21 protein-coding genes and 10 tRNA genes are annotated in these 23,350 nt (G+C 72.0%); 6 read left to right on the top strand and 25 right to left on the bottom strand.

The annotated features are described in order from the left end of the window. Nucleotides 1-17: 17 nt before the first annotated feature. The 6 genes from Cba03nite_RS12625 to Cba03nite_RS12600 all read right to left on the bottom strand — a co-directional run bounded on the left by Cba03nite_RS12625 (nucleotide 18) and on the right by Cba03nite_RS12600 (nucleotide 8,026). Nucleotides 18-1,355 (bottom strand): acetyl-CoA carboxylase biotin carboxylase subunit, encoded by a 1,338-nt coding sequence (locus tag Cba03nite_RS12625; RefSeq protein WP_203745461.1) that lies wholly within the window; start codon nucleotides 1,353-1,355, stop codon nucleotides 18-20. A gap of 134 nt (nucleotides 1,356-1,489) precedes the next feature. Next, nucleotides 1,490-2,098: a TetR/AcrR family transcriptional regulator gene (locus Cba03nite_RS12620; RefSeq protein ID WP_203745459.1), complete on the bottom strand. Its 609-nt coding sequence runs from the start codon at nucleotides 2,096-2,098 to the stop codon at nucleotides 1,490-1,492. Nucleotides 2,099-2,134: 36 nt separating this feature from the next. Continuing rightward, a complete protein-coding gene (locus Cba03nite_RS12615) occupies nucleotides 2,135-4,996 on the bottom strand; it encodes a hypothetical protein (protein WP_203745457.1) in 2,862 nt (953 codons plus the stop codon). A 260-nt stretch (nucleotides 4,997-5,256) separates the two neighbouring features. After that, the gene (locus tag Cba03nite_RS12610) at nucleotides 5,257-6,414 is read right to left on the bottom strand and encodes a hypothetical protein (RefSeq protein ID WP_203745455.1); all 1,158 of its coding nucleotides are present in this window, start codon (nucleotides 6,412-6,414) and stop codon (nucleotides 5,257-5,259) included. 1 nt (nucleotide 6,415) lies between these two features. Continuing rightward, nucleotides 6,416-6,946: a SigE family RNA polymerase sigma factor gene (locus Cba03nite_RS12605; RefSeq protein WP_346111178.1), complete on the bottom strand. Its 531-nt coding sequence runs from the start codon at nucleotides 6,944-6,946 to the stop codon at nucleotides 6,416-6,418. Nucleotides 6,947-7,093: 147 nt separating this feature from the next. Then, on the bottom strand, nucleotides 7,094-8,026 hold the full coding sequence (locus Cba03nite_RS12600) for a TolB-like translocation protein (RefSeq protein ID WP_203745453.1): 933 nt from the start codon (nucleotides 8,024-8,026) through the stop codon (nucleotides 7,094-7,096). A 143-nt stretch (nucleotides 8,027-8,169) separates the two neighbouring features. Here Cba03nite_RS12600 and Cba03nite_RS12595 point away from each other — a divergent pair, with 143 nt between their 5' ends. Next, nucleotides 8,170-8,952 carry a maleylpyruvate isomerase family mycothiol-dependent enzyme gene (locus Cba03nite_RS12595; protein WP_203745452.1) on the top strand — a complete coding sequence of 261 codons (783 nt, stop codon included), beginning with the start codon at nucleotides 8,170-8,172 and terminating at the stop codon, nucleotides 8,950-8,952. A 139-nt stretch (nucleotides 8,953-9,091) separates the two neighbouring features. On the opposite strand, the gene Cba03nite_RS12590 is transcribed toward Cba03nite_RS12595, so the two are convergent. After that, nucleotides 9,092-9,856, bottom strand: coding sequence for an SGNH/GDSL hydrolase family protein (locus tag Cba03nite_RS12590; protein ID WP_203745451.1), 765 nt, complete (start codon nucleotides 9,854-9,856; stop codon nucleotides 9,092-9,094). A gap of 102 nt (nucleotides 9,857-9,958) precedes the next feature. On the opposite strand from Cba03nite_RS12590, the gene Cba03nite_RS12585 reads away from it, so the two are divergent. Further along, entirely contained in the window at nucleotides 9,959-10,645 is a 687-nt protein-coding gene (locus Cba03nite_RS12585; RefSeq protein ID WP_203745717.1) for a DsbA family oxidoreductase, read from the top strand. A gap of 95 nt (nucleotides 10,646-10,740) precedes the next feature. On the opposite strand, the gene Cba03nite_RS12580 is transcribed toward Cba03nite_RS12585, so the two are convergent. Beyond that, nucleotides 10,741-11,877 carry a hypothetical protein gene (locus tag Cba03nite_RS12580; RefSeq protein WP_203745450.1) on the bottom strand — a complete coding sequence of 379 codons (1,137 nt, stop codon included), beginning with the start codon at nucleotides 11,875-11,877 and terminating at the stop codon, nucleotides 10,741-10,743. Then, a complete protein-coding gene (locus tag Cba03nite_RS12575) occupies nucleotides 11,874-12,401 on the bottom strand; it encodes a SigE family RNA polymerase sigma factor (RefSeq protein WP_203745449.1) in 528 nt (175 codons plus the stop codon). Before Cba03nite_RS12575 ends, Cba03nite_RS12580 begins: the two co-directional genes overlap by 4 nt. Nucleotides 12,402-12,577: 176 nt before the next feature. Between Cba03nite_RS12575 and Cba03nite_RS12570 the strand changes: the two genes are divergently transcribed. After that, a complete protein-coding gene (locus Cba03nite_RS12570; RefSeq protein ID WP_239125682.1) occupies nucleotides 12,578-13,864 on the top strand; it encodes an MFS transporter in 1,287 nt (428 codons plus the stop codon). An 80-nt stretch (nucleotides 13,865-13,944) separates the two neighbouring features. Then, nucleotides 13,945-14,802 (top strand): PIG-L deacetylase family protein, encoded by an 858-nt coding sequence (locus tag Cba03nite_RS12565; protein ID WP_203745448.1) that lies wholly within the window; start codon nucleotides 13,945-13,947, stop codon nucleotides 14,800-14,802. A 22-nt stretch (nucleotides 14,803-14,824) separates the two neighbouring features. On the opposite strand, the gene Cba03nite_RS12560 is transcribed toward Cba03nite_RS12565, so the two are convergent. From Cba03nite_RS12560 to Cba03nite_RS40285, 11 genes are all read right to left on the bottom strand, one after another. Next, complete coding sequence (locus Cba03nite_RS12560) at nucleotides 14,825-15,763, bottom strand: threonine/serine dehydratase (RefSeq protein WP_203745447.1); 939 nt, start codon at nucleotides 15,761-15,763, stop codon at nucleotides 14,825-14,827. A 38-nt stretch (nucleotides 15,764-15,801) separates the two neighbouring features. Further along, nucleotides 15,802-15,875: transfer RNA gene (locus tag Cba03nite_RS12555), tRNA-Cys, on the bottom strand. A gap of 5 nt (nucleotides 15,876-15,880) precedes the next feature. Beyond that, nucleotides 15,881-15,963: transfer RNA gene (locus tag Cba03nite_RS12550), tRNA-Tyr, on the bottom strand. A 17-nt stretch (nucleotides 15,964-15,980) separates the two neighbouring features. Continuing rightward, nucleotides 15,981-16,054 (bottom strand) — tRNA-Glu (locus tag Cba03nite_RS12545). Nucleotides 16,055-16,070: 16 nt separating this feature from the next. Then, a tRNA-Pro gene (locus tag Cba03nite_RS12540) sits at nucleotides 16,071-16,144 on the bottom strand. 29 nt (nucleotides 16,145-16,173) lie between these two features. Further along, a tRNA-Arg gene (locus Cba03nite_RS12535) sits at nucleotides 16,174-16,247 on the bottom strand. A 1-nt stretch (nucleotide 16,248) separates the two neighbouring features. Next, nucleotides 16,249-16,324 (bottom strand) — tRNA-Ala (locus Cba03nite_RS12530). A gap of 33 nt (nucleotides 16,325-16,357) precedes the next feature. Continuing rightward, nucleotides 16,358-16,801 carry an HNH endonuclease gene (locus tag Cba03nite_RS12525; RefSeq protein WP_203745445.1) on the bottom strand — a complete coding sequence of 148 codons (444 nt, stop codon included), beginning with the start codon at nucleotides 16,799-16,801 and terminating at the stop codon, nucleotides 16,358-16,360. 32 nt (nucleotides 16,802-16,833) lie between these two features. Then, nucleotides 16,834-16,907 (bottom strand) — tRNA-Gly (locus tag Cba03nite_RS12520). Nucleotides 16,908-16,924: 17 nt separating this feature from the next. After that, nucleotides 16,925-16,995, bottom strand: a tRNA-Glu gene (locus Cba03nite_RS12515). A 184-nt stretch (nucleotides 16,996-17,179) separates the two neighbouring features. Continuing rightward, nucleotides 17,180-17,308 carry a hypothetical protein gene (locus Cba03nite_RS40285; RefSeq protein ID WP_275411579.1) on the bottom strand — a complete coding sequence of 43 codons (129 nt, stop codon included), beginning with the start codon at nucleotides 17,306-17,308 and terminating at the stop codon, nucleotides 17,180-17,182. A gap of 183 nt (nucleotides 17,309-17,491) precedes the next feature. On the opposite strand from Cba03nite_RS40285, the gene Cba03nite_RS12510 reads away from it, so the two are divergent. Next, nucleotides 17,492-18,979 (top strand): FAD-binding oxidoreductase, encoded by a 1,488-nt coding sequence (locus Cba03nite_RS12510; RefSeq protein ID WP_203745443.1) that lies wholly within the window; start codon nucleotides 17,492-17,494, stop codon nucleotides 18,977-18,979. Here Cba03nite_RS12510 and Cba03nite_RS12505 read toward each other — a convergent pair. After that, nucleotides 18,976-20,046 carry a hypothetical protein gene (locus tag Cba03nite_RS12505; protein ID WP_203745441.1) on the bottom strand — a complete coding sequence of 357 codons (1,071 nt, stop codon included), beginning with the start codon at nucleotides 20,044-20,046 and terminating at the stop codon, nucleotides 18,976-18,978. The two genes, Cba03nite_RS12510 and Cba03nite_RS12505, sit on opposite strands and share 4 nt — an antisense overlap. Nucleotides 20,047-20,344: 298 nt before the next feature. Next, nucleotides 20,345-21,928, bottom strand: coding sequence for a hypothetical protein (locus tag Cba03nite_RS12500; RefSeq protein WP_203745440.1), 1,584 nt, complete (start codon nucleotides 21,926-21,928; stop codon nucleotides 20,345-20,347). A 327-nt stretch (nucleotides 21,929-22,255) separates the two neighbouring features. Between Cba03nite_RS12500 and Cba03nite_RS12495 the strand changes: the two genes are divergently transcribed. Continuing rightward, entirely contained in the window at nucleotides 22,256-22,762 is a 507-nt protein-coding gene (locus tag Cba03nite_RS12495; protein ID WP_203745439.1) for a tyrosine-type recombinase/integrase, read from the top strand. A 23-nt stretch (nucleotides 22,763-22,785) separates the two neighbouring features. Here Cba03nite_RS12495 and Cba03nite_RS12490 read toward each other — a convergent pair. The 3 genes from Cba03nite_RS12490 to Cba03nite_RS12485 form a co-directional block, all read right to left on the bottom strand. Continuing rightward, nucleotides 22,786-22,861, bottom strand: a tRNA-Ala gene (locus Cba03nite_RS12490). Nucleotides 22,862-22,887: 26 nt separating this feature from the next. Continuing rightward, entirely contained in the window at nucleotides 22,888-23,016 is a 129-nt protein-coding gene (locus Cba03nite_RS39690) for a DLW-39 family protein (protein WP_212840211.1), read from the bottom strand. Between the two features lie 24 nt (nucleotides 23,017-23,040). Next, nucleotides 23,041-23,114 (bottom strand) — tRNA-Ile (locus tag Cba03nite_RS12485). Nucleotides 23,115-23,350: the final 236 nt, after the last annotated feature.

Here is a 23,350-nt window from a genome sequence, read left to right as displayed (position 1 = left end):
GCCCCTTTCCGTGCCCGTCAGCGCATCCGCGAGACGATCGCGGTGTCGTAGTCGCCCGAGATGAACTCGGCGTTGTCCATCAGCTCGGCGAAGAACGGCAGGTTGTTCTTCGGGCCGGCCAGCTCGAACGCGGCGACCGCCTCCTTGGCCTTGATGATCGCCTCGGCGCGGTCGGCGCCGTACACGATGACCTTGGCCATGAGCGAGTCGTAGTTCGGGGTCACCACGTTGCCCTCGGCGTAGCCGGAGTCGACGCGTACCCCCTCGCCGGTGGGCTCGACCCAGGTCTTGATCGCACCCGGGCCGGGGAGGAAGCGCTTGGGGTCCTCCGCGTTGACCCGCAGCTCGATGGCGTGGCCCCGGGAGACCAGCGCGGCCGGGTCGAACTGCACCGGCAGCCCGGCGGCGACGCGCAGCTGCGCCTCGACCAGGTCGATGCCGAACACGGCCTCGGTCACCGGGTGCTCGACCTGTAGCCGGGTGTTCATCTCCAGGAAGAAGAAGTCGCCGGTAGCCGGGTCGAACAGGCACTCGACGGTGCCGGCGTTGCGGTAGCCCACCGCCTCGCCCGCGCGCACCGCCGCGGCCAGCAGCTTCGCCCGCTGCTCCGGGGTGAGCGCCGGGGACGGCGACTCCTCCACCAGCTTCTGGTTGCGGCGCTGCACCGAGCACTCGCGCTCGCCGAGCGCGATGACGGTGCCGTCGGCCAGCCCGAGGATCTGCACCTCGACGTGGCGCACCCGCGGGTAGTAACGCTCGATCAGCACCGAGCCGTCGCCGAACATGCGCTCGGCGAAGCCGCGCACCTTCTCGTACTGCTCGTTGAGCTGCGCGGCGTCCTCGGCCACGGCCATGCCCATGCCGCCGCCGCCCGCCGCGGCCTTGACCATGACCGGGAAGCCGATCTCCTGCGCGGCGGCCAGCGCGTCCTCCACCGTGGCGGCCGGGTCGGCGGTGCCGGGGGCGACGGGCACGCCCGCGGCGGCCATCAGGTTACGCGCGTTGATCTTGTCGCCCATCGCGGTGATCGCCTCGGGGCCGGGGCCCACCCAGATCAGGCCGTGCTCGACGACGGTGCGCGCGAAGTCGGCGTTCTCGGAGAGGAAGCCGTAGCCGGGGTGGATCGCCTGCGCGCCGGTCTGCTTGGCGGCGTCCAGGATCGCCTGCGTGTTGCGGTAGGAGTGGGCCGGGCTGGCCGGGCCGACACAGACCGCCTCGTCGGCCTCGCGCACGAACGGCAGTTCGGCGTCGGCCTCGGAGTACACCGCGATGGTGCGGATCCCGAGATCCCGGGCGGTACGGATGATCCGCCGGGCGATCTCGCCCCGGTTCGCCACCAGCAGCGATTCGATCATGTTGGGCACCCTCCTGCGCTCAGACAACCACGCCGAGGCTAATCGGTCAGCGGAACCCGCTACGAAGGGGTGTGCGTCCGTCACCTGCAGCGATGCGTGTGGATACCCGATTATTTCATCAAACGATGAAGATGTCAGCCCAGCAGTGCGGCCAGCGCCGCGGCACGCAGCAGGGTGGCCCGGCGCAGGCGGTCGACCTCGCCGCCGAGGAACGGCGTCGAGTTCATCAGGCCGAACGCGGCGTGCGCCAGCACCCGGGCCTCGCCGTCGGTGAGGTCGTCCCGCAGCCTGGTGAGCACCTGCACCCACACCTCGACGTACTGCCGCTGCAGCCGGCGGATCTCGCGGCGCGGCTCCTCCGGCAGCCGGTCCAGCTCGTGCAGGTGCAGCGCGATCACGGCCGGGTTGGCCAGCGCGAAGTCGACGTGGAAGTCGACCAGGGCCTCGACCGCGACGCGGGGGTTGCCGGGGTGCTTGCCGACCTGCTCCTGGCCGCCCGTGAGCAGGCCCTCGCTCACCGGCACCAGCGCGGCGATGAGCATGTCCTTCTTGCCGCCGAAGTGGTGGTAGAGGGCGGGCCCGGTGACGCCGGCGGCGGTGCCGATGTCGTCCATGGATACGCCGTGATAACCCCGCGCCGCGAAGAGGCCGACGGCGATCTCCAGGATCTCGTCGCGCCGCGACCTGCGGGCGGGCTTTACCGGGGGTGTTTCTACCTGCTCCACTGCCGTCACCCGAGACATGCTACTCGCCGGTCAAGCGCCGAACTTAACGTCCGTTTAGTCCAGTTCGAACCCATATTCCCCTGCCAGCCGCTGCGCCTCGTCGGCCCGATCGGACTGCAGCAACGCGTGCGCGAGCGCGTACGCCGCGCGCGGCAGCGTGGCCGAGTCGCGGGGCAGGCCGTTGAGCACCGAGCGCAGCAGCGGCTCGGCGGCCTCGGCCCGGCCCAGGGTGAGCAGCACCTCGCCCGTCGCCAGCTCGGCCAGGAACGCCTCCCCGAACGCCTCCAGCTCGCGGAACCGGTCGGGCGCCGCACGCACCCGGCTCAGCGCCGCCTCCGGATCACCGGCGGCGACCATCGCCCGCGCCCCGTCCAGCGCCAGCCAGGCCAGCTCGTAACGCGCCTCCGGCTCGACCGCCAGGCCCGGCGGAAGCGCGGCGGCGGCCGCGTCGGCCAGCTCGACCGCCTGCCGGGCCTGCTCGGGCTCCTCGGCGTACATCGCGGAGACGGCCTGGCGGCGGCGCGCCCGCAGCTCGTCCAGCGGCAGCCGGGCCACCCGGTACACCGAGGCGGCCGAGCCGAGCCGCTGCGCCGCGAGCCCGTCCCGGTCGAGGTCGAACAGCAGCTCACCGGCCTGTTCGAGGACCCGCGCCCGGGCCGCCGCGTTGTCGAACCCGTCCAGGTTCACCGCGAGCTGGTCAAGGTAGGACAGGGCCTGGTCGGTGTCGCCGACCCGCTGGTAGATCGCCGCCAGCAGGTGCCGCACCTGGTCGGCGAGGTTCTGGTTGCCGGCCCGGTCGGCGCCGTACACCGCCTCCTCGCCCACCTCGGCCGCCTCCTCCGGGCGGCCCGCGTTGAACAGCGCGACCGCGAGGTGGAACCGGGAGTGGTCCGCGTCGTCGTCGTACTCGCCGCCGGTCCGCTGCTCGGCCGTCAGCCGTGCCACCAGGGCGGCGAGGTCGTCGACCACCTCCCGGGCGCGCACCGTGCCGGCCAGCAGCACGGCCCGCCGCTCGCGCACCTCCTGCTCCAGCGGCTCGGGCAGCTCGTACGACAGCGCGCGGTCGAACGCCTGCACCGCCCCACTGCTGTCGTCGAGCATGCTCAGGCCCTGGCCGAGGAAGAACTCGCCCAGCCCGACCAGCTCGCCCTGGTCCTCCGCCGAGGCCTGGGCGATCAGCTCGCGCGCCGCGTCGGCCGACTCCCGCACCCGGCCGTCCGCGCCCAGCGCCTGCGCCCGCAGCAGCAGCACCTGCAGCCGGACCCGCGGGCCCGGGTCGGGCTCGCCGACCGCCGCGATCCGGTCCAGCTCGGCCATGGCCTCGGCCGGCTGCTGGGCGTGCAGCAGGGCCACCGCCAGCCGGCGCAGCGCACCCGCCCGGTCCTTGGCCTCACCGTGGGCCAGCAGGTGCTCGGTGGACGCGCGCACCTGGGCCAGACCCTCCTCGGGCTGGCCGTGACGGCTGCGGTGCAGGCCGAGCCGGCCCCGGATGCGCTGGGCGCGGATGTCGTCACCGGCCTTGGCGTACCACTCCAGCGCCTCGGTCCAGGCCTCCTCCGTCTCGGCCACGGCGTCGCCGTGCAGCCGCATGCCACGCAGGTCGGCCAGCCGCCCGCGCTGCAGGGCGGTCAGCCAGTGCGCGTCGAGGAACGGGCTGATCCGCTGCCACAGCGCGTCGGCGCGCGGCTCCTCGTCGCGTCGCAGCGCCTCCTCGATCAGCTCCAGCAGCTCGTCCAGCTCGGCGTCCGCGGAGACGTCCGGCAGCGGGTCGGCCGCGGGCCGGGGCCGGTCCGGGCGGCGCGGCGGGGACACGGCCGGCTGTGCGGCGAGGCTCAGCGGCAGGTGCTCGACCAGCGGCCGGGCGGCGAGCACGGCGGCGATCCGGTCCCCCTGGGCGGCGGTGCCGTTGCGGGTGTCGAAGCGCCTGCTCAGCGCGGTGGCCCGGGTGGCGAGCCGGGCGGCCAGCTCCGCCACGCTCTGCTCGGCGCCGCGGACCGCCTGGTCGCCGTGCCCGGCGTCGGCCAGCAGGCGCAGCACCAGCGCGGCCGCGGCGGCGAAATCCATCTCCACGAACGGCGAGGGCGCCTCGTCGAGCCAGGGCAGGTGCCGCTCGACCAGCTCCAGCCCGCGCACGGCGTTGCCGCTGACGGCGAGGAAGTACACATGCTCGGCGACGGTGCCGAGCTTGCTCCGGTGGTCCCGCACCGACCGGTAGGCCTGGTGGTGCGCGCGGCGCGCCTCGTCGAGCCGGCCGGTGCGCAGGTACGGCAGCAGCAGCGCGGTGAGGATCTCCTGCGGCTGCTCGACGCAGGTCAGGCGGCCGGCCAGCACCGGCGCGGTGAGCGCGATGGCCTCCTCGTCGCGCCCGCGCGCGGCCAGGTGCAGCACCTGGTCGGTGGGGTCGCAGCCGACGCAGTCGGAGTTGCCGTCGCGCGGCGCGACCTGCCAGCGCTCGTAGTGCAGGTCGGCGGCCTTGTCGTCGCCCAGGTGGAACGCGACCAGCCAGCGGTGCTTGTGGACCGTCTGCAGGCTGTGCCCGCCCTGCTGGTAGCGCTGCTGCATGTCGTCGAGCACCGCGTACGTCCGGGCCAGCGGCACGTCCGGGAACCGGGTCAGCGAGTTGACCATGTATTTGTAGTGCCAGAGCAGCAGGTATTCCTGGTCGCCGTAGCGCTCGGGACGGGCGTCGTAGCGGGCCAGGCACCAGGAGAAGGTGACGAACCCCTTGGCCGGCCGGCCGCCCCGCTGGTAGGCCTCGGTCGCCGCCATCCGGGCGTGGAAGCGCAGCAGGTCGTCGCCGAGCGCGTCGGCCTGCGCGATCGCCTCCTCGGCGAGCGCCAGCTGGGCCGCGCCCCGTTGCGCCTGCCAGCACTGCTCGATCAGCTCACGTACCCGGTCGGGGGTGGGGATGCTCATGCAGCGCGGTTCTCCTCGTCGGTGCGGGCACGTCGGGAAGCGCTTCCCCGGCCTGCCCGGCCGCCGCCGCCCAGATACAGACGCGGTACCGCCTACCAAAAGGTTGCGGCGCGGCCGTGTCGGATCGGCGGAGTCCCATGGACCGCTCCGAGCGAGCGGCCCACGTACGACACCGTACCCAGATTCGGCGACACCGGCACGCCCGTCGACGCGGGGCACCCCGTCCGGGACGCCCCGCGTGTCAGCCCGTCAGGACACGATCACTTCGGGTACGCGGCGACGGTCCGGTTGTCGTCCTTGTTCCGGTCGTAGCCGGAAGAGACGGTGCCCAGTTCGTACACCCAGAGCCGCGCGCCGTCGTTGAGGTCGAACATCGTCTCGTCCACCCGGAAGGTGACGGTCACCTCCACGGTGGCACCGGCAGCGAGGACCGGCTGCGCCTGCCCGATGCCGCTGAGCGCCTCAGCCTGGCCGCTGTCGTCGAGCAGCACCATCCACTCGCCGGAGGCCGCCGGACCCTTGTTCACGACCTTGAGCACGACGGTCGCGGTCCGGTAGGGACGCTTCGCCCCGGCGACGGTGATCTGCTTCGTCTCCGCCCAGGTGATCCCCTTAACGGAGACCGCGAGGTCGATCAGCCCGTCGTGCGCCGCGAACTCCTCCGGCCCGCCGAGCTGGGCAAAGGCGGTGCCGTTCCAGCCGTAGGTCCGGGTCTGGTGCAGCTCCATGACCTTCGGGGTGGAGCAGCAGGCCTGGAAGTCGGACACGTCGGCATCGATGCCGCCCTGCGGATTGGCGGCGATCGTCCAGATGCTCCCGCTGGCGACGATCCCCTTCATGACCGTGCGGCCGTTCTCGTCCCGGTCGAAGGCCAGCACCCGGCGCCGGCTCGCCTCGCCGGTCTTGCACGCGATCAGCGCGGCCGTCTCCAGCGCGGCATCGTCGTCGAGGTTGGTGTGCACCACCGAGAAGAGACCCACGTCCCCGGGAACGTTGAAGTACTGCACGTCCTTGATCTTCGGCAACCTCACCCGGCCGCTGACGCAGCTCTGTCCGGATCCGCCGGTCCAGGCGGGCACCTCGATCTTCGCCGAGGTCAGCTGCGACAGGGTGAACCGGCCGTCGGGGCCGGTCGGCGTCGCGGACGGGCTCGCCGACGGGCTCGGGGAGAAGGTCACCTCGGGCGAGGTCGCCACCGGCGGCGGGCCCTGGTTGCCGCGGTCCATCGAGGCGTACGCCGCGACCGGCACCGCCAGCAGCAGCGCCCCCAGCACGCTGAGCGCCACGGTGTTGCGGGTCCGGCGGCGCTTGATGGTGTGCCGTACCGCCCCGGAACCCGCGGCGCGTACCGACGGTGCGGCCGCGGCGCTGAACCCCGCGAAAGCGTCGCTGATCAGGTCGTCGTCGAAGTCGGGCATCTCAGTTCTCCTTCTTGAGCTGGGCGGCCAGCGCGGCACGGCCGCGGCTGAGCCAGGACTTGACGGTGCCCTCGGCGACGCCCTCCTGAGCGGCGATCTCGGCGACCGGCAGCTGGGCCATGTAGTGCAGGACCACCGCCCGCCGCTGCTGCGCGGGGATCTCCGCGAGCGCCCGGGTCAGCGCGACCCGGTCCGGATCGGGGCCCTCGAAGTGCTCCTCGCGCTGGCGGCGCAGGAAGTTCAGGGCCGTGCGCTTGCGGCGGAAGCTGCTGGTGGCGAGGTTCCAGGCGACCTTGCGCACCCAGGCGACCGGGTCGTCGTACCGGCTGATCCGGCTCCAGCGCGCGTACGCCCGGCAGAACGCCTCCTGCACCACGTCCTGCGCCTCGCCGAGGTCGCCCAGGTACGCGTACAGCTGGAGGCTGAGCGGCGTGAACGACGCCGCGTAGAACTCGTCGAAGTCGCGTACCCCGGCCTCGGCCGGCGGGCTCGCGACCCAGACCTCCCCATGTGGTGTGGACACGGTGGTCACACTGTTCCTCCCCGTTGGCGCCGGTGTCATCCGGCGGACGGCACCAACACGCGCTGCTCCCCGCTCCGGTTGCACGTGAGATCGTCTTGATTCCGGGCAGCGAAAAGGGCACCCCCGCAGGGGTGCCCCGAAGGTGTCAGCCGCAGCTCAGCTCGCGAACAGGCGGGCGCCGGCCAGCTCGGCCGGCTCGGCGGACTCGGCCAGCACCGTGCCGGCCGCGTCGACCAGCACCAGCTTCCGGCTGCCCGCGTCGCCGACGCGCAGCACGAACGAGCCGTCGGTCTGGAACAGCATGCCGCTGAACTTCGGCAGGGCCACCGCCTTGCCCGTGGTCGTGTCGAGCACGGTGTACGCGGTGTCGGCGCGCGACGCGTCGGTCGGCGAGTTCGCGATCGAGACGTACCGGCCGTCGATCGACACCGAGACGACCGACGGGCGGCCGCCCTCGCACTCCTTGCATGCCGTGGTGAAGGGCACCCGGCGCAGCTCCTTGCCGGTGCCGTCGGTCACCACGACCGCCTTGCCGTCGCCGTACGCGCGGAACTCGCCGCCGCGGGACTGCGCGGTGAGCTTGCCCTTGGTCACCCGGCCGGTGTTCACGTCGACGATGCCGGCGCTGGTGGCGACCGACCGGCTGTCCGCGTTCCAGCGCACGGCCCAGCCGACGTCGTACACGCCGCCGGTCACCTTGTGCTTGCCGCTGCCGGCCACCTCCGCCACGTAGAGGTCGCCCTTGCCGCCGTCCGGCGCCTGCACCCACGCGAGCAGGCTGGCGTTCGGCGCGAGGGTGAGCGAGTTAGGCACCCCGAACGTGGGCGACGGGATGGTCGCCAGCTTCTCGGCCTTGCCGTTCTCCAGGCGCAGCACGACGGTGCTCATCGCCTTCTCGTCGTACGCGTAGTAGTAGGCCGTGGGGACCGTGGGCTTCGGCTGCTCCTGGGTCTGCGGCGCGGTGCTCGGGGCGGCCTCGTCGCCGCTGGAGGAGCCGCTGCACGCGGCCAGGGCGAGGAGCAGGGAGACGCCCGCCACCGCGATGGTGCCGCGGCGGGTCAGCGTGCGGGAGAGGCGTTCGGTGTGCACAGTCAGTCCTTCGGTCTGCGGCGGCGACGGAGATCGTCTGCCGTGCGGGCAGCTTAAGGCCTCGCACCTCAACCGAACTGTAAAGAACCTTTAAGAGTAGCGGGATGCTTGCGCCCGGCGGCCCGACCGGGAAGGCTGCGGCCATGTCGCCACACGACCGCGCCGCCGCGGCCTGCCGCCACAGCCTGCACGCCCTGCTCGAACTCGGGGACCGGCTGAACGACGAGCAGTGGGCGGCGCCGACCGACTGTCCCGGCTGGAGCGTCGGCGACGTCTACGGGCACGTGGTCAGCCTGGAGCAGTGGATGGCCGACGGCGGGGCCGCGCCCGCCGGGCCGCCGCAGGAGCTGATCGACTCGGGCGTCGCGTTGTGGCGCGGCACCCCGCGCGCCGAGGTGCTCGGCGCGCTGCGGGCCCTGCTGCCGCAGCGCGAGCGCCAGCTCACCGACGAACTGCGCGCCGCCGACGCCCCCGGCTGGTGGGTGTGGTCGAACGCGACGGTGCCGTTCGTGGTGCAGCTGACCGGCCGGGCCTTCGACCTGTGGGTGCACGAGCAGGACGTGCGCCGCGCGGTCCGCCGCCCCGGCAACCTCGGCTCGGCCGGGGCGCAGGTGGCCCGCGACCTGATGCTGCAGGCGCTGCCCCGGATCGTGGCCAAGGGCGCCGGCGCGCCGCCCGGCTCGGCGGTGCGCTTCACCACCCTCGGCGAACTCCCCCAGGACTTCACCGTGTACGTGGACCAGCACGGCCGCGCCTCGGTCGCCCCCGCCGACGCCCATCCCGCCACCGCGCACGCGCTGCTCACCTGGGAGTCCTACGCCCTGCTCGGCGCGGGCCGCACCACCCGCGACCGCCAGCAGATCTGGATCACCGGCGACACCGCCCTCGCCGAGCGCGTCCTCACCCGCCTCAACATCGCCCCCTGACCGCGCCCTCTTCGCGGCTCCAGTTTCGGGGAAACCGCACCCTCGCCAGGCCCGCGGCGTGCAGTTTCGGGGAAAGTGCAGGCTCGCCGGGGTCGCGGGGTGCGGTTTCGGGGAAGTGCGGCCGGGCCGGGGGTACGGGTCAGTCCAGGGGCAGCATGTCGGGGCGCTTGGGCCGGACGTCGTCGCCGGAGGAGCGGCCGGTCAGGCGGCGCTTGATCCAGGGGGCCAGGTAGCGGCCCGCCCAGCGCGCGTCGTCGGAGCGGGCGATCAGCCAGGGCTTGACCGCCGGGCGCGGCGGCACGTCCCACCAGGACGGATCGGCCGGGACGCCGAGCACGGCGAGCACGTGCGCCGCGGTGCGCCGGTGCCCCGCCGCCGACATGTGCAGGCGGTCGATGCTCCACAGCGCCGGGTTGGCGTACTCGTGGTCGTTCCACAGGTCGACCAGCCGGGCGCCGGTGCGCTCGGCGACCTCGCCCGCGGCCTGATTGAGGAAGCGGATGCGCGGCGCCACCAGGTTGTTGCCGGGCAGCCGGGACATCACGTCGGCGAACCGGAACATCAGCACGTCGGCGCCGGTCGCCCGCATCCGCATGATCGTCGCCTCGAAGCGCTCCATCAGCGCGGGCGGGTCGCAGCGGCGGCGCAGCACGTCGTTGGCGCCCGCCGCGAAGCTGATCAGATCGGGTTTCATGGCCAGCGCGGGCTCGACCTGCTCGGTGACGATCGCGTCGTAGAGGCGGCCCCGGATGGCGAGGTTCGCATAGGCGAAGCCGGGCCCGTTCACCTCGCTCAACCGGCCGGCCACCAGGTCGGCCCAGCCCCGGAAGACCCCGTCGTCGTACGGGTCGTCCATGCCCTCGGTGAAGCTGTCCCCCAGCGCCGCATACCTGCTCCAACTCACCGCGACATCTTGCCACCGCACCGGCCGCCCACGCTCGGTGCCCTTGCGCACACCCGGAGTCCAGCGGGAACAGGCCGGGGGACAGCCGTGTTGACTGTCACCGTGCAGATCGAGATCTACTCCGACGTCGTGTGCCCGTGGTGCTGGATCGGCGAGCAGCGCCTGCTGAAGGCGCTCGACGGCTTCACCGAGCCGGTCGAGCTGACCTGGCGCGCCTTCCAGCTCGACCCGTCGGCCGAGTCCGGGCCGCTGGTGCGGTGGCTGGGCCGCCGCTACGGCGGCGAGGCGAACGTGCAGCGGATGTTCGCCCAGGTCACCGAGGTCGGCCGCGGTGAGGGCCTGACCATGAACTTCGACCGGGCGATCAACGCGAACACCTTCGACGCGCACCGGCTGATCTGGTGGGCCGGGCAGCGCGGCGACCAGCGGCCGATGGTCGAGGCGCTGCACCGTGCCCACTTCACCGACGGCGCCGACCTGGGCTCCCGGGACGCGCTCGCCGCGGTCGCGGCCGGGCTGGGCCACGACGAGCGGGGCGTACGCGAGCTGCTCGACTCGGCCGAGGGCGTCGCCGAGGTGCAGGACGAGCTGGCCACCGGCCGCGAGCTGGGCATCACCGGCGTGCCGATGTTCGTCTTCGCCGGGAAGTACGCGATCAGCGGCGCGCAGGACCCGTCCACGCTGCGCGAGGTCCTCGACGAGGTGCGCCGCCGAGAGTCCGGCTCGCCGCTGACCACGCTGCCCACGCCGCGCGGCGAGCAGTGCGACGACGACTCCTGCACGGTCTGATCGGACATAGGAAAGGGGCCATCCGCCCGGATGGCCCCTTTCGTGCTTCTTCGCGATGTTCCACGTGAAACAAGATCGTCAGTCGGCGATCCCTGTCAGCCCGCCACGTGCCGCAACGGCTCCGCGTCACCCAGCGTGTCCGGCACGGTCACCTCGGCGGTCACCTTCAGTGCGGCGTCCAGGTAGTAGAGCCGGTCCGGCTTGCCGGCCACGGTGACCACCATGGAGCCATCGGCCTGGAAGGCCACCCAGTCGACCGTGCCGACCGCGAACCTCACCTTCTTCCCGGTGGTCATGTCCAGCACCGCGGCCACCCCGAGCTGCCGGCTCGGGTCCCCGCTGCCCCTGCCCGCGGCCGCGTAACGGCCGTCGGCCGAGACGCCGACCACTACCGCGTCCAAGCCGTTCGGATCGGTGTAGCTGATCGAGCGCGGGTCCGAGCCGTCCGCCTCCGTGACGGTCAGCTTGCCGTTGCCGATCGTGCCCCGGAACCCGAGCGCGGCGGCCACCGCCTTGTCCCACTCCTTCTGCTGCTGGACGGCGTAGACGCCGGACTCCGCGCCGACCGTGCCGACCGAACCGGTCCCGTCCATCTTGCGGATGTGGATGCTCGCCGAGTCCGCGGACCAGACCAGGGCGTGGTCGCCGCCGCAGATCACGTTCGGCTCCACCTGGCGCGGGTCGCCTCCGGCCAGGTCGGAGATGATCAGGTCGCCCGCGATGCCGCTCTCGTCGCCGTTCACCCAGGCGACGTGCCGGCCGTCGGGCGAGACGACCACCGAGTTGCCGGGGCAGCTGTCACTCATCTGGCCGATCGTGCGCAGCTTCGTGGGCGTCGACGCGCACTTCAGGGGCAGGGACAGGTCGCAGTCGCCGATGTCGAGGCGGTACACCTCCACCTTCGGGGACTGGGCGCCCTTCACGAAGTAGACCGTGCCGGGCTCGAACGCGGCCGCCGGGGGCGCGCTCGGGGACGGCGCGTGCGACGGGCTCGCCGTCACGCTCGCCGAGGCGCCGGGCACGACCGGCCCGCTGCCGCCGCGGTCCACCACCGCGAGCGCCACCCCGGCCCCACCGGCGAGCAGGGTCACCGCCAGCGCCGAGGTGAGCGCGGCTCGCTGCGCACCGAGCCGGCGCGAGGTCTTCAGGGTCCGGTCGCGCAGGTCGACCGGCTTCACGTCCTCGGCCAGCTCGGCCAGGCCGAAACGCAGGTTGTCCATCGGGGCGTTCATCGGGCGACTCCGTTCGCGGCGTGGAGATCGGAAAGCTCGGGGGCGATCGCGCGCAGCCGGGCGAGCGCCTTGTTGGTCTGGGACTTGACGGTGCCGACCGTCACGCCGAGCACCTCGGCCGCCTCGGCCTCGGTGCGGTCCTCGAAGAAGCGCAGCACCAGCACGGCCCGCTGCTTGTCGGACAGCTGCAGCAGCGCCGCGCGCAGGCTGAGCTTGAGCGCCGAGGCGCCGGCGTGGTCCGCGCCGCGGGCCCGCCGCTCCGGCAGCTCGCCGGGCAGGACCTCGGCGACCTTGCGGCGGCGCCACCAGGCGACCTGAAGGTGGTACATGACCTTGCGGGTGTACGCCTCGGCGTTGCCGCTGTCGTGCAGCTGCCGCCAGGACCGGTGCGTGCGGGCCAGCGCCGACTGCACGAGGTCCTCGGCGAGGTGCTGGTCGCCGGTGAGCAGGTACGCCGCGCGCAGCAGCGACGGCGAGCGGTGCCTGACGAAGCTGTCGAACTCAGCCGTTAGCGAGTCGACCACTGATGCCCCCGTTGGTGGATAGGTGGTGGCAGGTGCGGTGTTCCTGCCGGAGTGACGACATGCAAGATGCGGCCGCCGGGATGAAGGTTGCCGCCCGTTCGACGATTTTTCGCGTACCCGTTGCCTGGATCACTCGCCCCTGGCCAACGGGTCGTTAGCTCGGCTAAGGTCTCGCCGTGAGCGAGGTCGCGGAGAAGCAGGTCGAGGCGGGTGCCGCCGAAGCCGCGCCCCGTCGCAGGTTCTTCATGGACACCCGGCCACTGCGGCACAAGCCGTACCGGCGGCTGTGGAGCTCCACCATCGTCACCGCGCTGGGCAGCCAGCTGACCGCGGTCGCGGTGCCCAAGCAGATCTACGACATGACCGGCTCGTCGGTCTGGGTCGGCATCGCCAGCATGGCCGGCCTGGTCCCGCTGGTCGTCTTCGCGCTGTGGGGCGGCGCGATCGCCGACACCGTGGACCGGCGCAAGATGCTGCTGTTCACCAACAGCGGCATCGCGCTGCTGCTGCTCGTGTTCTGGGCGCAGGCGGCGCTGTCGCTGGAATCCATCCCGCTGCTGCTGGTGCTCGTCGCCGTACAGCAGGCGCTGTTCGGGATGAACATGCCCGCCCGCACCGCCTCGGTGGCCCGGCTGGTCCCGGCGGCGGAGCTGCCCGCGGCCGGCGCGCTCAACTCGACCGTCATGCAGGCGGGCCAGATCGCCGGGCCGATGCTGGCCGGCGCCCTGATCCCGCTGCTCGGCCTGCCCCTGCTGTACCTGCTCGACGCGCTGGCGCTGACCGCCGCGCTGTACGCCGTGTACCGGCTGCCCTCGCTGCCCCCGCTCAACGGGGCCGCACGGCGCGCGGGGCTGCGCGACATCCTGGACGGCTTCCGCTACCTGGCCACTCACCGCCTGCTGATGGTCTCCATGGCGGCCGACGTGATCGCGATGGTGCTCGGCATGCCGCGGGCCCTGTTCCCGCAGCTGGCGGACACGGCCTACCCCGGCGTCGACGAGAACTTCGCGCTCGGCCTGCTCTACGCCGCGGTGCCGATCGGCGCCCTGCTCGGCGGCCTGCTCTCCGGCACGTTCTCGCACATCCGGCGGCACGGCCTGATGGTGGTGCTCGCCGTGTGCGCCTGGGGCGCGGCGATCGTGGGCTTCGGGCTGAGCAGCTCGATCTGGCTAGCCGTGGTGTTCCTCGGGCTGGCCGGTGTCGCCGACATGGTCTCCATGGTGTTCCGCGGCACGATCCTTCAGGCGGCCGCCACCGACGAGATGCGCGGCCGGATGCAGGGAGTGCACACCATGGTGGTCGCGGGCGGGCCGCGCCTGGCGGACCTGCTGCACGGGGTGGCGGTGCCGGTGGCCGGGGCGAGCGCCGCGGTCGCGGGCGGCGGTGTGCTGGTGATCGTCTGCATGACGGCGCTGGCGCTGGCCGTCCCGGCGTTCCTGCGCTACCGGGGACCGGCCCGCTGACGTGCGGCGCTGAACACCTACTAAGGTGATCCGACCACCCCTGCGGTGGCCGTGACACCCCCTCGGAACGGAACAGCACCATGCGCGTCTCCCGGCGTAACAAGATCCTCCTGTCGGTACTGGCGTGCCTGGTGGTCCTCCCGGCCGCTGTCGTCTTCGGCCTCAACCGGTACGTCAACGACACCGGTGTGCCGCTCACCGACAGCCTTTTCCCGGAAGACGCGCCGAAGAAGCTGCTCGCCGTCTTCGCGCACCCCGACGACGAGATCACCGTCGCCGGTTCGCTGCGCCGGATGAGCGAGGAGGCCGACGCCGAGGTCACCATCGCGTACCTCACCCGGGGCGAGGCCGCGGACGTCCCCAAGACGTCCCTGTCCGACCTCGCCGAGCGCCGCACCGTGGAGGCCGGCGAGGCCGGCCGGGTGCTGGGCGCCGACAACGTCGAGCTGTTCGACTTCCCCGACGGCGGCCTGCCCGACGCCGACGCGGCCAAGGCCCGGCAGACCATCTCCGACCTGATCGACAAGTACCGGCCCAGCGTCGTGGTGAGCTTCGACGACCGGGTCGGCTTCTACGGCCACCCCGACCACGAGCAGGTCGGCGTATGGGTCAAGGGCGTCCTCGGCGACCGGCGGCACGAGCCCGCGTTCCCGGTCAAGCACTTCTACCAGGCGACCCTGCCCGAGTCGATGATCTCGGTTGCCAAGGAGCTGTCCCCCACCTTCCGCGACATGTACCCGGCCGACCCCGCGCAGGGGCTGCCCGAGCCGACCGTCGCGATGACCATCGACAGCGTCGGCGGCGAGAAGCGCGCGGCGCTCGACGCCCACGTCAGCCAGGTGACCGTGCTCCAGGCGGTGCAGCCCGGCTACGACAGGCTGCCCTCCTGGATCTACTTCCGCATCCTCAGCCGCGAGTACTTCACCAGGGTCTTCTGAGCCCGGCTCCGTTCGCCGGGGCTCAGAGGTCGGACGGGTCGGTGTTCGCGCCGCAGGCGACGAGCACCACCCGCTCGCCGTCGCCGGGGCGGTAGGCGCCGCTGGTCAGCGCGGCGAGCGCGGCGGCCGCGCCGTGCTCCAGCACGATGCGCCGCTGCGCCCACAGCGTCCGGCGGGCCGCGATGATGTCGTCGTCGGTGACCAGCACGCTGCGCACCCCGGTCTGCACCGCGACGGCGTACCCGATGTCGCCCAGCCGCCGCGCGCCGAGCGAGTCGGCGGCGATCCCGGAGACGGCCACGTCGACCGGCCGGCCTGCGGCCAGCGCCGCGTGCAGCGTCGGCGCGTGCACCGGCTCCACGCCGACCACCCGGGCCCGTCCGGCCAGCGCGGCGGCGACGCCGGCCATCAGCCCGCCCCCGCCGACCGCGACGAGCACGGTGTCGAACCCGTCCGGCAGGTCCGCCAGCAGCTCCAGGCCGATCGTCCCGGCCCCGGCGACCATCTCCGGCTGGTCGTACGCGTGGCAGTAGACCGCGCCGGTGTCAGCGGCGCGCTTGACGGCCGCCTCGTAGGCCATGGCGTACTCGGTGCCGTGCTGCTCGACCCGCGCGCCGAGGTGGCGCAGCTTCGCGACCTTGACCGCCGGGGCGGTCTCCGGCACGAACACGGTCGCCGGGACGCCGCAGGTCCGCGCGGCGTACGCGACCGCCAGCCCGGCGTTGCCGCCCGACGCGGCCACCACGCCCACCGCCGGGTCCAGCTCGCCGGCCTGCTGCGCGGCGAGCACCCGGTTGAGCGCGCCGCGCGCCTTGAAGCTGCCGGTGTGCTGCATGTACTCGCACTTGAGCCAGGACGCCCCGAACAGGCCGCCCGGCTCGATCACGGCCAGCGGCGTACGCCGGAACCGCCCGGCGATGCGCGCCGCGGCGGAGTCGACATCCGCCCGGGTAATGGTCATGTCCGCACCCTAGAACCCACGGTGGACGGCACGAGCAGAGGCCACGCCGGGAGTCGAACCCGAGGACATCCGTTTTGCAGACGGAGCGCTCCACCCGGAACGCCGCGAGGCCGTGCGTGCGGACGGAGGGATTCGAACCCACTCAGCCGAGGGCACCCGGGTTACAGCCGGGCCCGACTCTCCAGCGTCGGCGCATCCGCATGATCATTTGTTACAGCAGCGCGGACGGGATTCGAACCCGCAGCACTCCCGCTTGAAAGGCGGGCGACTCTCCCCTTCGTCCACCGCGCCGTGGACTTTCCCTGCGTCGGGATGGCCGGACTCGAACCGACGGCCTCTGCACCCCCAGTGCAGCGCGCTACCAAGCTGCGCCACATCCCGTTCGAACGCGGCCCCCCACCGCGTCCTCGTGCCCTGAGCAGGATTCGAACCTGCAACCCCCGGCTTCGTAGACCGGTGCGCTGTCCCGTTGCGCCATCAGGGCATGGTGGACCCAGCCGGACTCGAACCGGCCACCTCCGCTTTGCAAGAGCGGCGCTCTACCAGATGAGCTATGAGCCCGAAGGGCTGCGGGCCCCGTGAGGCCCGCAGCCGTCAGCGCTTGGCCAGCATCGCCCACGAAGGCACCGCCGGGTGGTACCGCAGCGGCATCCCCGCCTCGGCGGGCGTGCGATCGCCCTTGCGCTGGTTGCAGCCGCCGCAGGCGGCCACCGTGTTGAGCCAGGTGTTACGGCCGCCCCGCGAGCTGGGCAGCACGTGATCGATGGTGTACGCGGCGCCGCCGCAGTACGCGCAGCGGTGCTGGTCGCGGACGAGCACGCCGCGCCGGGACCAGGTCGGCCCGCCGCTGAAACGCCAGCGGGTCACCACGTAGCTGACCAGGCGCACCACCTTGGGCATCGGGAAGACCCCGATGGCCTGATCAGGTTCCGCCTCGTGCACCACCGCGACCTGCCGCCACAGCATGCGCAGGGCGTGACGCAGGCTGACCCGGTGGAGCGGGCCGAGGTCGGCGTTGAGGACGAGTACTGCGTTCATCGGGTCACCTCCTTGGAATGCTGTGGTCGGGTTGGAGCGGTAGCCGGGAGTCGAACCCGGATCTCTGCCATGGCGAGGCAGCGCACTGCCGTTGTGCGACAACCGCGGGAATGTTTCGTTACGCAGCCGATGCGGGACTCGAACCCGCTTTTCCGAGTAGAGAGCTCGGGGGCCTACCCATAGCCGAATCGGCCTCGGCGCCGCCGAATGCGACGCTGTTTCTCAATGCCATCCACTGTGGAGTTCTCAAGGTCCGAACGATCCGCGTGCCGGACGTCCGGTGTTGCCGTTCCTGCTGCTCAAGTGCCTTGGACATGAAGAAGGCCGCCCGGCTCCGTGATCGGAGGCGGGCGGCCTGAAAGCCGCTTCGGCAGCGCTTCAGCAGCGCCGCCCGCCCCGTCCCGGGTCGGGTTCCCACAGATACGCGCAGCCACCTCGGACGGCGGCGGGCATGGCGTTCTCGACGCACGGCGTCAGCCGGTGCGCGGTGTACGAGAAGGCGCTCATGTCTGTCTCCGGTCCGTTCTTTCGCGGTGTAGTTCTTGGTGTGGGCATACGGTATTGGCGACGCCCTTCGGGAGGCAACCTCATTTTCCGCGGCCGATGTCCGCGCAGCTCAGCCGTTCGCCCGCCTGTGCCCAGGGCCACCGCGCGGTACAAAGAGACGGTCCTCATGGCAGGAGGTGGCGCATGGCCAGGCCGACCCGGCGGCAGCTGCTCACCCACGGCGCGACCGCGCTCGGGGCGCTCGCCCTGGGCAGCGCGGGCACCCTGGCGGTCAGCGACTGGGCTGCCGAGGGCGCGATCCCGCCCGGCCCGGCGCCCGGCGCGCTGCTCGACGACGCGAGCCGGATCAACCCGACCGCCGTACGCGGGCTGCTGTTCGCCGACCCGTCCACCGACCGCACCGCGGAGCTGATCCGCCCGCTACTGCGGCGGATCGCCGCCGGAGACGACCCGGCGCTGGCCGTCGCCGGGGTGCGCCACTCGATGGGCGGGCAGAGCATGCTGGCCGGCGGCTGGGTGCTGGACACCCGGCCGATGAACCGGATCAGCCTCGACAGCGCCGCAGGGGTCGTCCGGGTCGGGGCCGGCACCACCTGGCGCGAGCTGATCCCCGTGCTGAACGCGCACGGCTGCTCCCCCAAGGTCATGCAGTCGAACCACGACTTCTCGATCGGCGGCTCGCTGAGCGTCAACTGCCACGGCTGGCACGCGGGCCACCCGCCCATCGCCGCGACCGTGCGCGGCCTGCGCGTGCTCACCGCCTCCGGCGAGATCGTCAGCTGCGGCCCGGCCGTCAACCCCGAGCTGTTCGGCCTGGTGCTAGGCGGGTACGGGCTGTTCGGGGTGATCCTCGACGCGGACCTGGAGGTCTGGCCCAACGCGGTCTACGAGCCGCACTTCGACACCGTGGCCGCGGCGGACTACGCCGAGGCATACGCCAGGCTGCTCGCCGGCACCGACACCGAGATGGCGTACGGGCGGCTGTCGGTCGACCCGCGCGGCTTCCTCGAACAGGCGATCATCGTGCGGTTCACGCCCCAGGCCGGCACCCGGGGCGAGATCCTGCCGCTGAGCAGCCCCGAGTCGCCCGAACTGCAGCGCGCCGTGTTCCGCAACTCGGCCGGCAGCGACCTGGGCAAGGCCGTGCGCTGGGGCCTGGAACGCGAGATCGCGCCGTGGCTGGCCGGGCCGCTGAGCCGCAACAGCATCCAGAACCAGCCCGCCGCCGTGTTCGCCGACCACTCCGCCGAGACCTGCGACATCCTGCACGAGTACTTCGTCTCGCCGGAGGCGCTGGGCAAGTTCGTCGACGCCGCCCGCGAGATCATCCCGCGGTCCGGCGCGGAGCTGCTCAACGTCACCGTGCGGGAGGTCCGCCGCGACACCGTCAGCACCCTGGCGTACGCCCGGCAGGACGTCTTCGGCCTCGTCATGAACTTCCGGCAGGAACGCACCGGCGCCGCCGACACCGCGATGCGGGCGCTCACCCGGGAGCTGGTCGAGGCCGTGCTGGCCGTCGGCGGGACGTTCTACCTGCCGTACCGCCTGCACGCCACGCGCGACCAGGTGGACCGGGCCTATCCGGGCTGGCAGGCCGCGATGGCCGCCAAATCCCGGATCGACCCGTCTCCCGTCTTCCGCAACGCCCTGTTCGACGCGTACGGCGCCTAACGGCGCGGCTTGCGCAGCAGGATCCCCTTCCAGGTGACCGTGCTCGACCAGCGCGGACCTGGCGTGGTGACGGGGCTGCCGGCCACCGCGACGGCGACCCCCGGGCGCTGACCCGACGCGGCCACCGTGACCGGCTGCGACAGACTGGTCAGCACCCGGTCCAGCTGGTAGTACTCCGACCCGAAGGTCCAACCCTCGCCCATTACCGTCGTGCCGCCGCCGGTCATGAAGTCGTCCCGGTTGCGCATCGACACGACCGTCGCGCTCCACTGCTGCCAGGCGCCGGTGCACTCCCCGGACGTGCTGAAGGTGCCGTCCGCCAGGCCGCGTTCGTTGTACTGCTCGAGCTTGCCCTTGACCTCGAACCGCCCGCGGGCGCACTTCGCCGTGCCCTTCACCACGATCGACTTGCGGCTCGTGCGCTGCCGCAAAGGCGACGGGCGCATGTTCATCCACTGCACGAGGACGGCGTCAGGCTTCACCGTCACCCCGGTGTCGCCGGGGCCGGGCAGCGGCGGCATGTCCGGTATGCCGTACAGCAGGCGCCCCCGGGTCGAGCCGGTGTCACCGCCGCACTGCTGCTCGAACGTCAGGTTGAGCCGTTCGAGGGTGCCGTCGGTGACGGCGAGTTCGTGGATCGTGAAGGAACCGGTCAGCGTGTTGCAGCCCCGGCCGCTGCCGGACAGGTCCATCCCGGCGGCACCGTCCTGGTACGGGATGCGCTTGGCGCCGGTGACGGTGCCGACGGCCAGCTCCTGGCCGCCCGCCGCGCTCAGCTCCAGCGTCCACCAGTCCTGTCCCCAGGTCGCGCCGATCGGCAGGTGCGGCACGTCGCTGACCCCACGCAGGTCGACCTTCAGACCGCTCGTGTACCACTGCAGGCTCACGGTCAGGCCCGGCGTGGTGCTGGTGTAGGCGTACGACTGATTCATGCTGATGCTGTCGTCGCCGGAGAAGGTCAGCCGGGTCACCGGAATGCTCTCGGCCGCGGCCGGAACCGCGGGCGCGACGATCGCCAGCGAAACGGCGACAAGCCGGGCCAGGCGGGATTTGAGCAGCTTACGCACGTGTTTCTCCCCCGTCGGAGAAGCGAAGAGACGCCCGGCAGGGAAGATCGACCTTGCGGGCGGCGAAAGCGTATTGCCCACGACAGCGGGCAGACAATCAGCCCACCGGCCGAAAGGACTCCAGGCTGCACCGGTCGCTGTGTCACAGCCGTCGGTACAGCCTGGTTTTCCTGGTGAGCCTAGGAGAATCGAACTCCTAACCCCCGCCTTGCAAACAACCGCCCGGTCGGCACGGCGTTCCGTGCCGACCGGGCAGCCGGAGCGGTGGAGGGGCGGCTGTGCCCCCGCCACCGCACTCTCACCCCTCGGTGACCGTCAGCACCAGCGGCCCGTTCGGGACCGGGTTGCCGGCACCGTTCGGATATCCGTACTGGGCGTAGTTACCAGCCGCGTCGGTCAGGGTGAACCCGCCCGTGTACACGCCGGGCGGCGGGTTGTAGAGCCAGGCCGTGATGGTCACGGTGCCGTCCGGGTTCTCGTGGATCCCGCCCGAACCGCCGCCGCTGGACCAGCCCCGGCTGTCGTAGAACGTGAAGCTGTACTGGTGGATCGGCGCGACCGAGCGCTCCACGGTGACCGTGGCGCTGATCGCGTACAGCTCACTCGACGGCGCCGTGGTCCGGCTCAGCACGGCGCTGAGCACCACCGGAGCGGTGGTGTCGGCGACGCGGCGCACGGTCAGGCCGAGGTCCGGCCCGCCGTAGTGGCTGCCGTACAGGGCGAGGTTGCCCGCAGCGTCGTCGATCGCAATGCCGTCGATGCTGCACTTGTCGAAGATCGTCGGCATCACCAGCTCCACCGACACGGTGCCGTCCGCCTCCACCTGCGGCGTGGTGTCAGCCGACCAGCAGCGCGAGGTCAGCCGCACCGCTGTGACCGCACCCTGCGCCCCGGCGGGGCGCAGGCTCAGGCGCACGGTCTTGCTCTCGCGCCAGCTGTCCACCTCCGTGGCGCTCAGCGCGAACCCGCTCGCACTCAGCTGCTCGTTGCGGGTGACCCGCACGTCCGTGGTGGAGTCCACGGTGTACGTGCCACGGTGCCCGACGGTGTCGGTGAGCTCCACGCCGGCGACCCGCCAGACGCCCGCGGGCGCCCCGGCCGGCAGGGTGACAGCCACCTCGCACCACACCATCTGGTTGTCGTAGTTCTGGCCCTCGCCGCACATCCAGGTGTACGAGTTCGCCTTGGTGAGCTCGAACGACGCGGAAGCCTTCGCCCGGCCCGGCCCGTCCAGCTTCAGCCGGCCCTTCCAGAAGCCCGCCTGCTCGGCGACGTAGAAGTTGTACTTCAACGTCAGCGGGCCGCCGTGGTCGAACAGCTCCGACAGCTGGCCCCAGCCCCGGGTGAACGACTGCAGGTCCGGGTTCGCGGTGTCGACCAGTTCGGTGACGGCCACCGACGCGTCGTGCTGGGACAGCACCTTGTCGCTGAACTCGCGGGTGTTGCCGCGGTCATCGGACGCCGACAGGCTGGTCACCCGCCAGGTGACCTGCTCGGCCGGGCCGTACTGCGGCACGACGAACGTCAGCGTGTACGACGACTCCTGTGGCCGGGCCTGCCACCAGTCGTCGGCGAAGACGTCGGCGACGCCGTCCGGCTCCAGCGCCCAGGTGTAGGCCTTCGCCGGCCCGACGGCCTTGTCGCCGTGGAACAGCTGCAGCTTGATGCTGCCCCGGATCTTCGTCGCGGCGGTGTCGCCGTCGGTGATCGTCCACTTCACGTCGACCGCGGGGTAGCTGACCGGGTCGTTGCCGGTCGCGTCCACGTGGTCGGCCGCGAAGCCGAGCGAGGTGAGGCTGATTTTGTTCCGGTCAGCCCCGGCCGGCGCGGCCGCAGCCGGACCGGCGGCCACGAGCGTGGCCAGGGATGCGAACGCAGCCACGGCGAGCATGCGTTTGCGCAGGGGTGCCAAGGGGTCCTCCCGTGATGAAGATGCCCCGCGACGCGGGACGCCCGGCATCGTAACCATCGGCGGAAAGGTTGGCGGAACGGCTTCTCACGATGCCTCCACATCCGGCACGGCATCTCTGCTTGCCCGTCGCAATGCCTCCGTGGACCTCGGTCGGATCGACGGCAAGCGGTCGACGCAAGGTCGTCTACGCCCCGACCGAGGCCGAGGCCATCGTGAAGAGGGACGCGCTGCGCCGCCCCCTCAGCTCGGCGTGAACCTGGCCGTGTCCACGCGAACCATCAAGGAGTGGCTGACGGAGTGGCTGGCCGAGAAAGAGCGCGACGGCTCCACCAGCCGACCACGATCGCGCGCTACCGGCAGGTCGTCGACGGGCACCTGACCCCGCACCTCGGCCGGATCAAGCTCGACAAGCTCACGCCGCGCGACGTGCAACGCATGGTGGCGCAGCTGCGGGACAAGATGGCCGCCGCGTCGGTGGTGAAGGTTCACGGCGTGCTGCGGGTCGCCCTGGCCGACGCTCTCCGGCTCGACCTGGTGGAGCGCAACGCGGCGAAGGCGGCGAAGCTGCCGAGACCCGGCCGGTCGGAGCGGCGCGCGCTGACGCCGGCCGAGGCGCGAAAGCTCCTCGCCGAGGTGTCGGGCGATCGGCTGGAGGCGTTCTTCGTCCTGGCGCTGACCACCGGCCTCCGTCGAGGCGAACTGCTGGGCCTGCGCTGGATCGACGTCAGGACCGACGAGAAGGTGCTGTTCGTCCGGCAGACGCTGCAGCGGGCTTTACCGGTGGCTTTATCTGGCCGCCGGTAAAGCCCAGTTTGATCTATGTTTCCTGGTGGAGCCTAGGAGAATCGAACTCCTAACCCCCGCCTTGCAAAGGCGGTGCTCTGCCAATTGAGCTAAGGCCCCGGAGAGCGGATCTCCCGCCGGTCAGCTCAGCGGAGATCCGGCGCGGTGGTGGCCTCGTGCCACAGAGCCCGCTCGTCGTTGGCCGCCTTGAGCTTCTTGGCGACCAGCGCGACCGCTACGCCGACTCCGGCGACGATCAGGAGCTTCTTCCACATGATGAGCACCTTAACGCTCGGGAGTGGGGCTAGCTGGAATCGAACCAGCGACCTCAGAGTTATCAGCTCTGCGCTCTAACCGACTGAGCTATAGCCCCGTAAGCGACAACGAACCTTACCGCACCGATCCGGGCTCTTCCAAACCGGTATCCCCTCCCCGCGTGGCGCGCCCCGGTCCGGCTCCCACCGCAGGCCAGCCGCATCGGCGAAGATCGCTGTTTCGTGTCCAAAGGTCGGGCTGGGCCCCACGTTCCGACACGAAACGCCGATCTTGCCGCAGGGCGGAGCCGACGGGGCTGGCAGGTCGGCCCAAGATCGCTGTTTCGTGTCGAAA

The sequence above is a fragment of the Catellatospora bangladeshensis genome (assembly GCF_016862575.1).
Taxonomy (GTDB): Bacteria; Actinomycetota; Actinomycetes; order Mycobacteriales; family Micromonosporaceae; genus Catellatospora; species Catellatospora bangladeshensis.
This window is presented reverse-complemented; position numbering and strand designations above follow the sequence as displayed.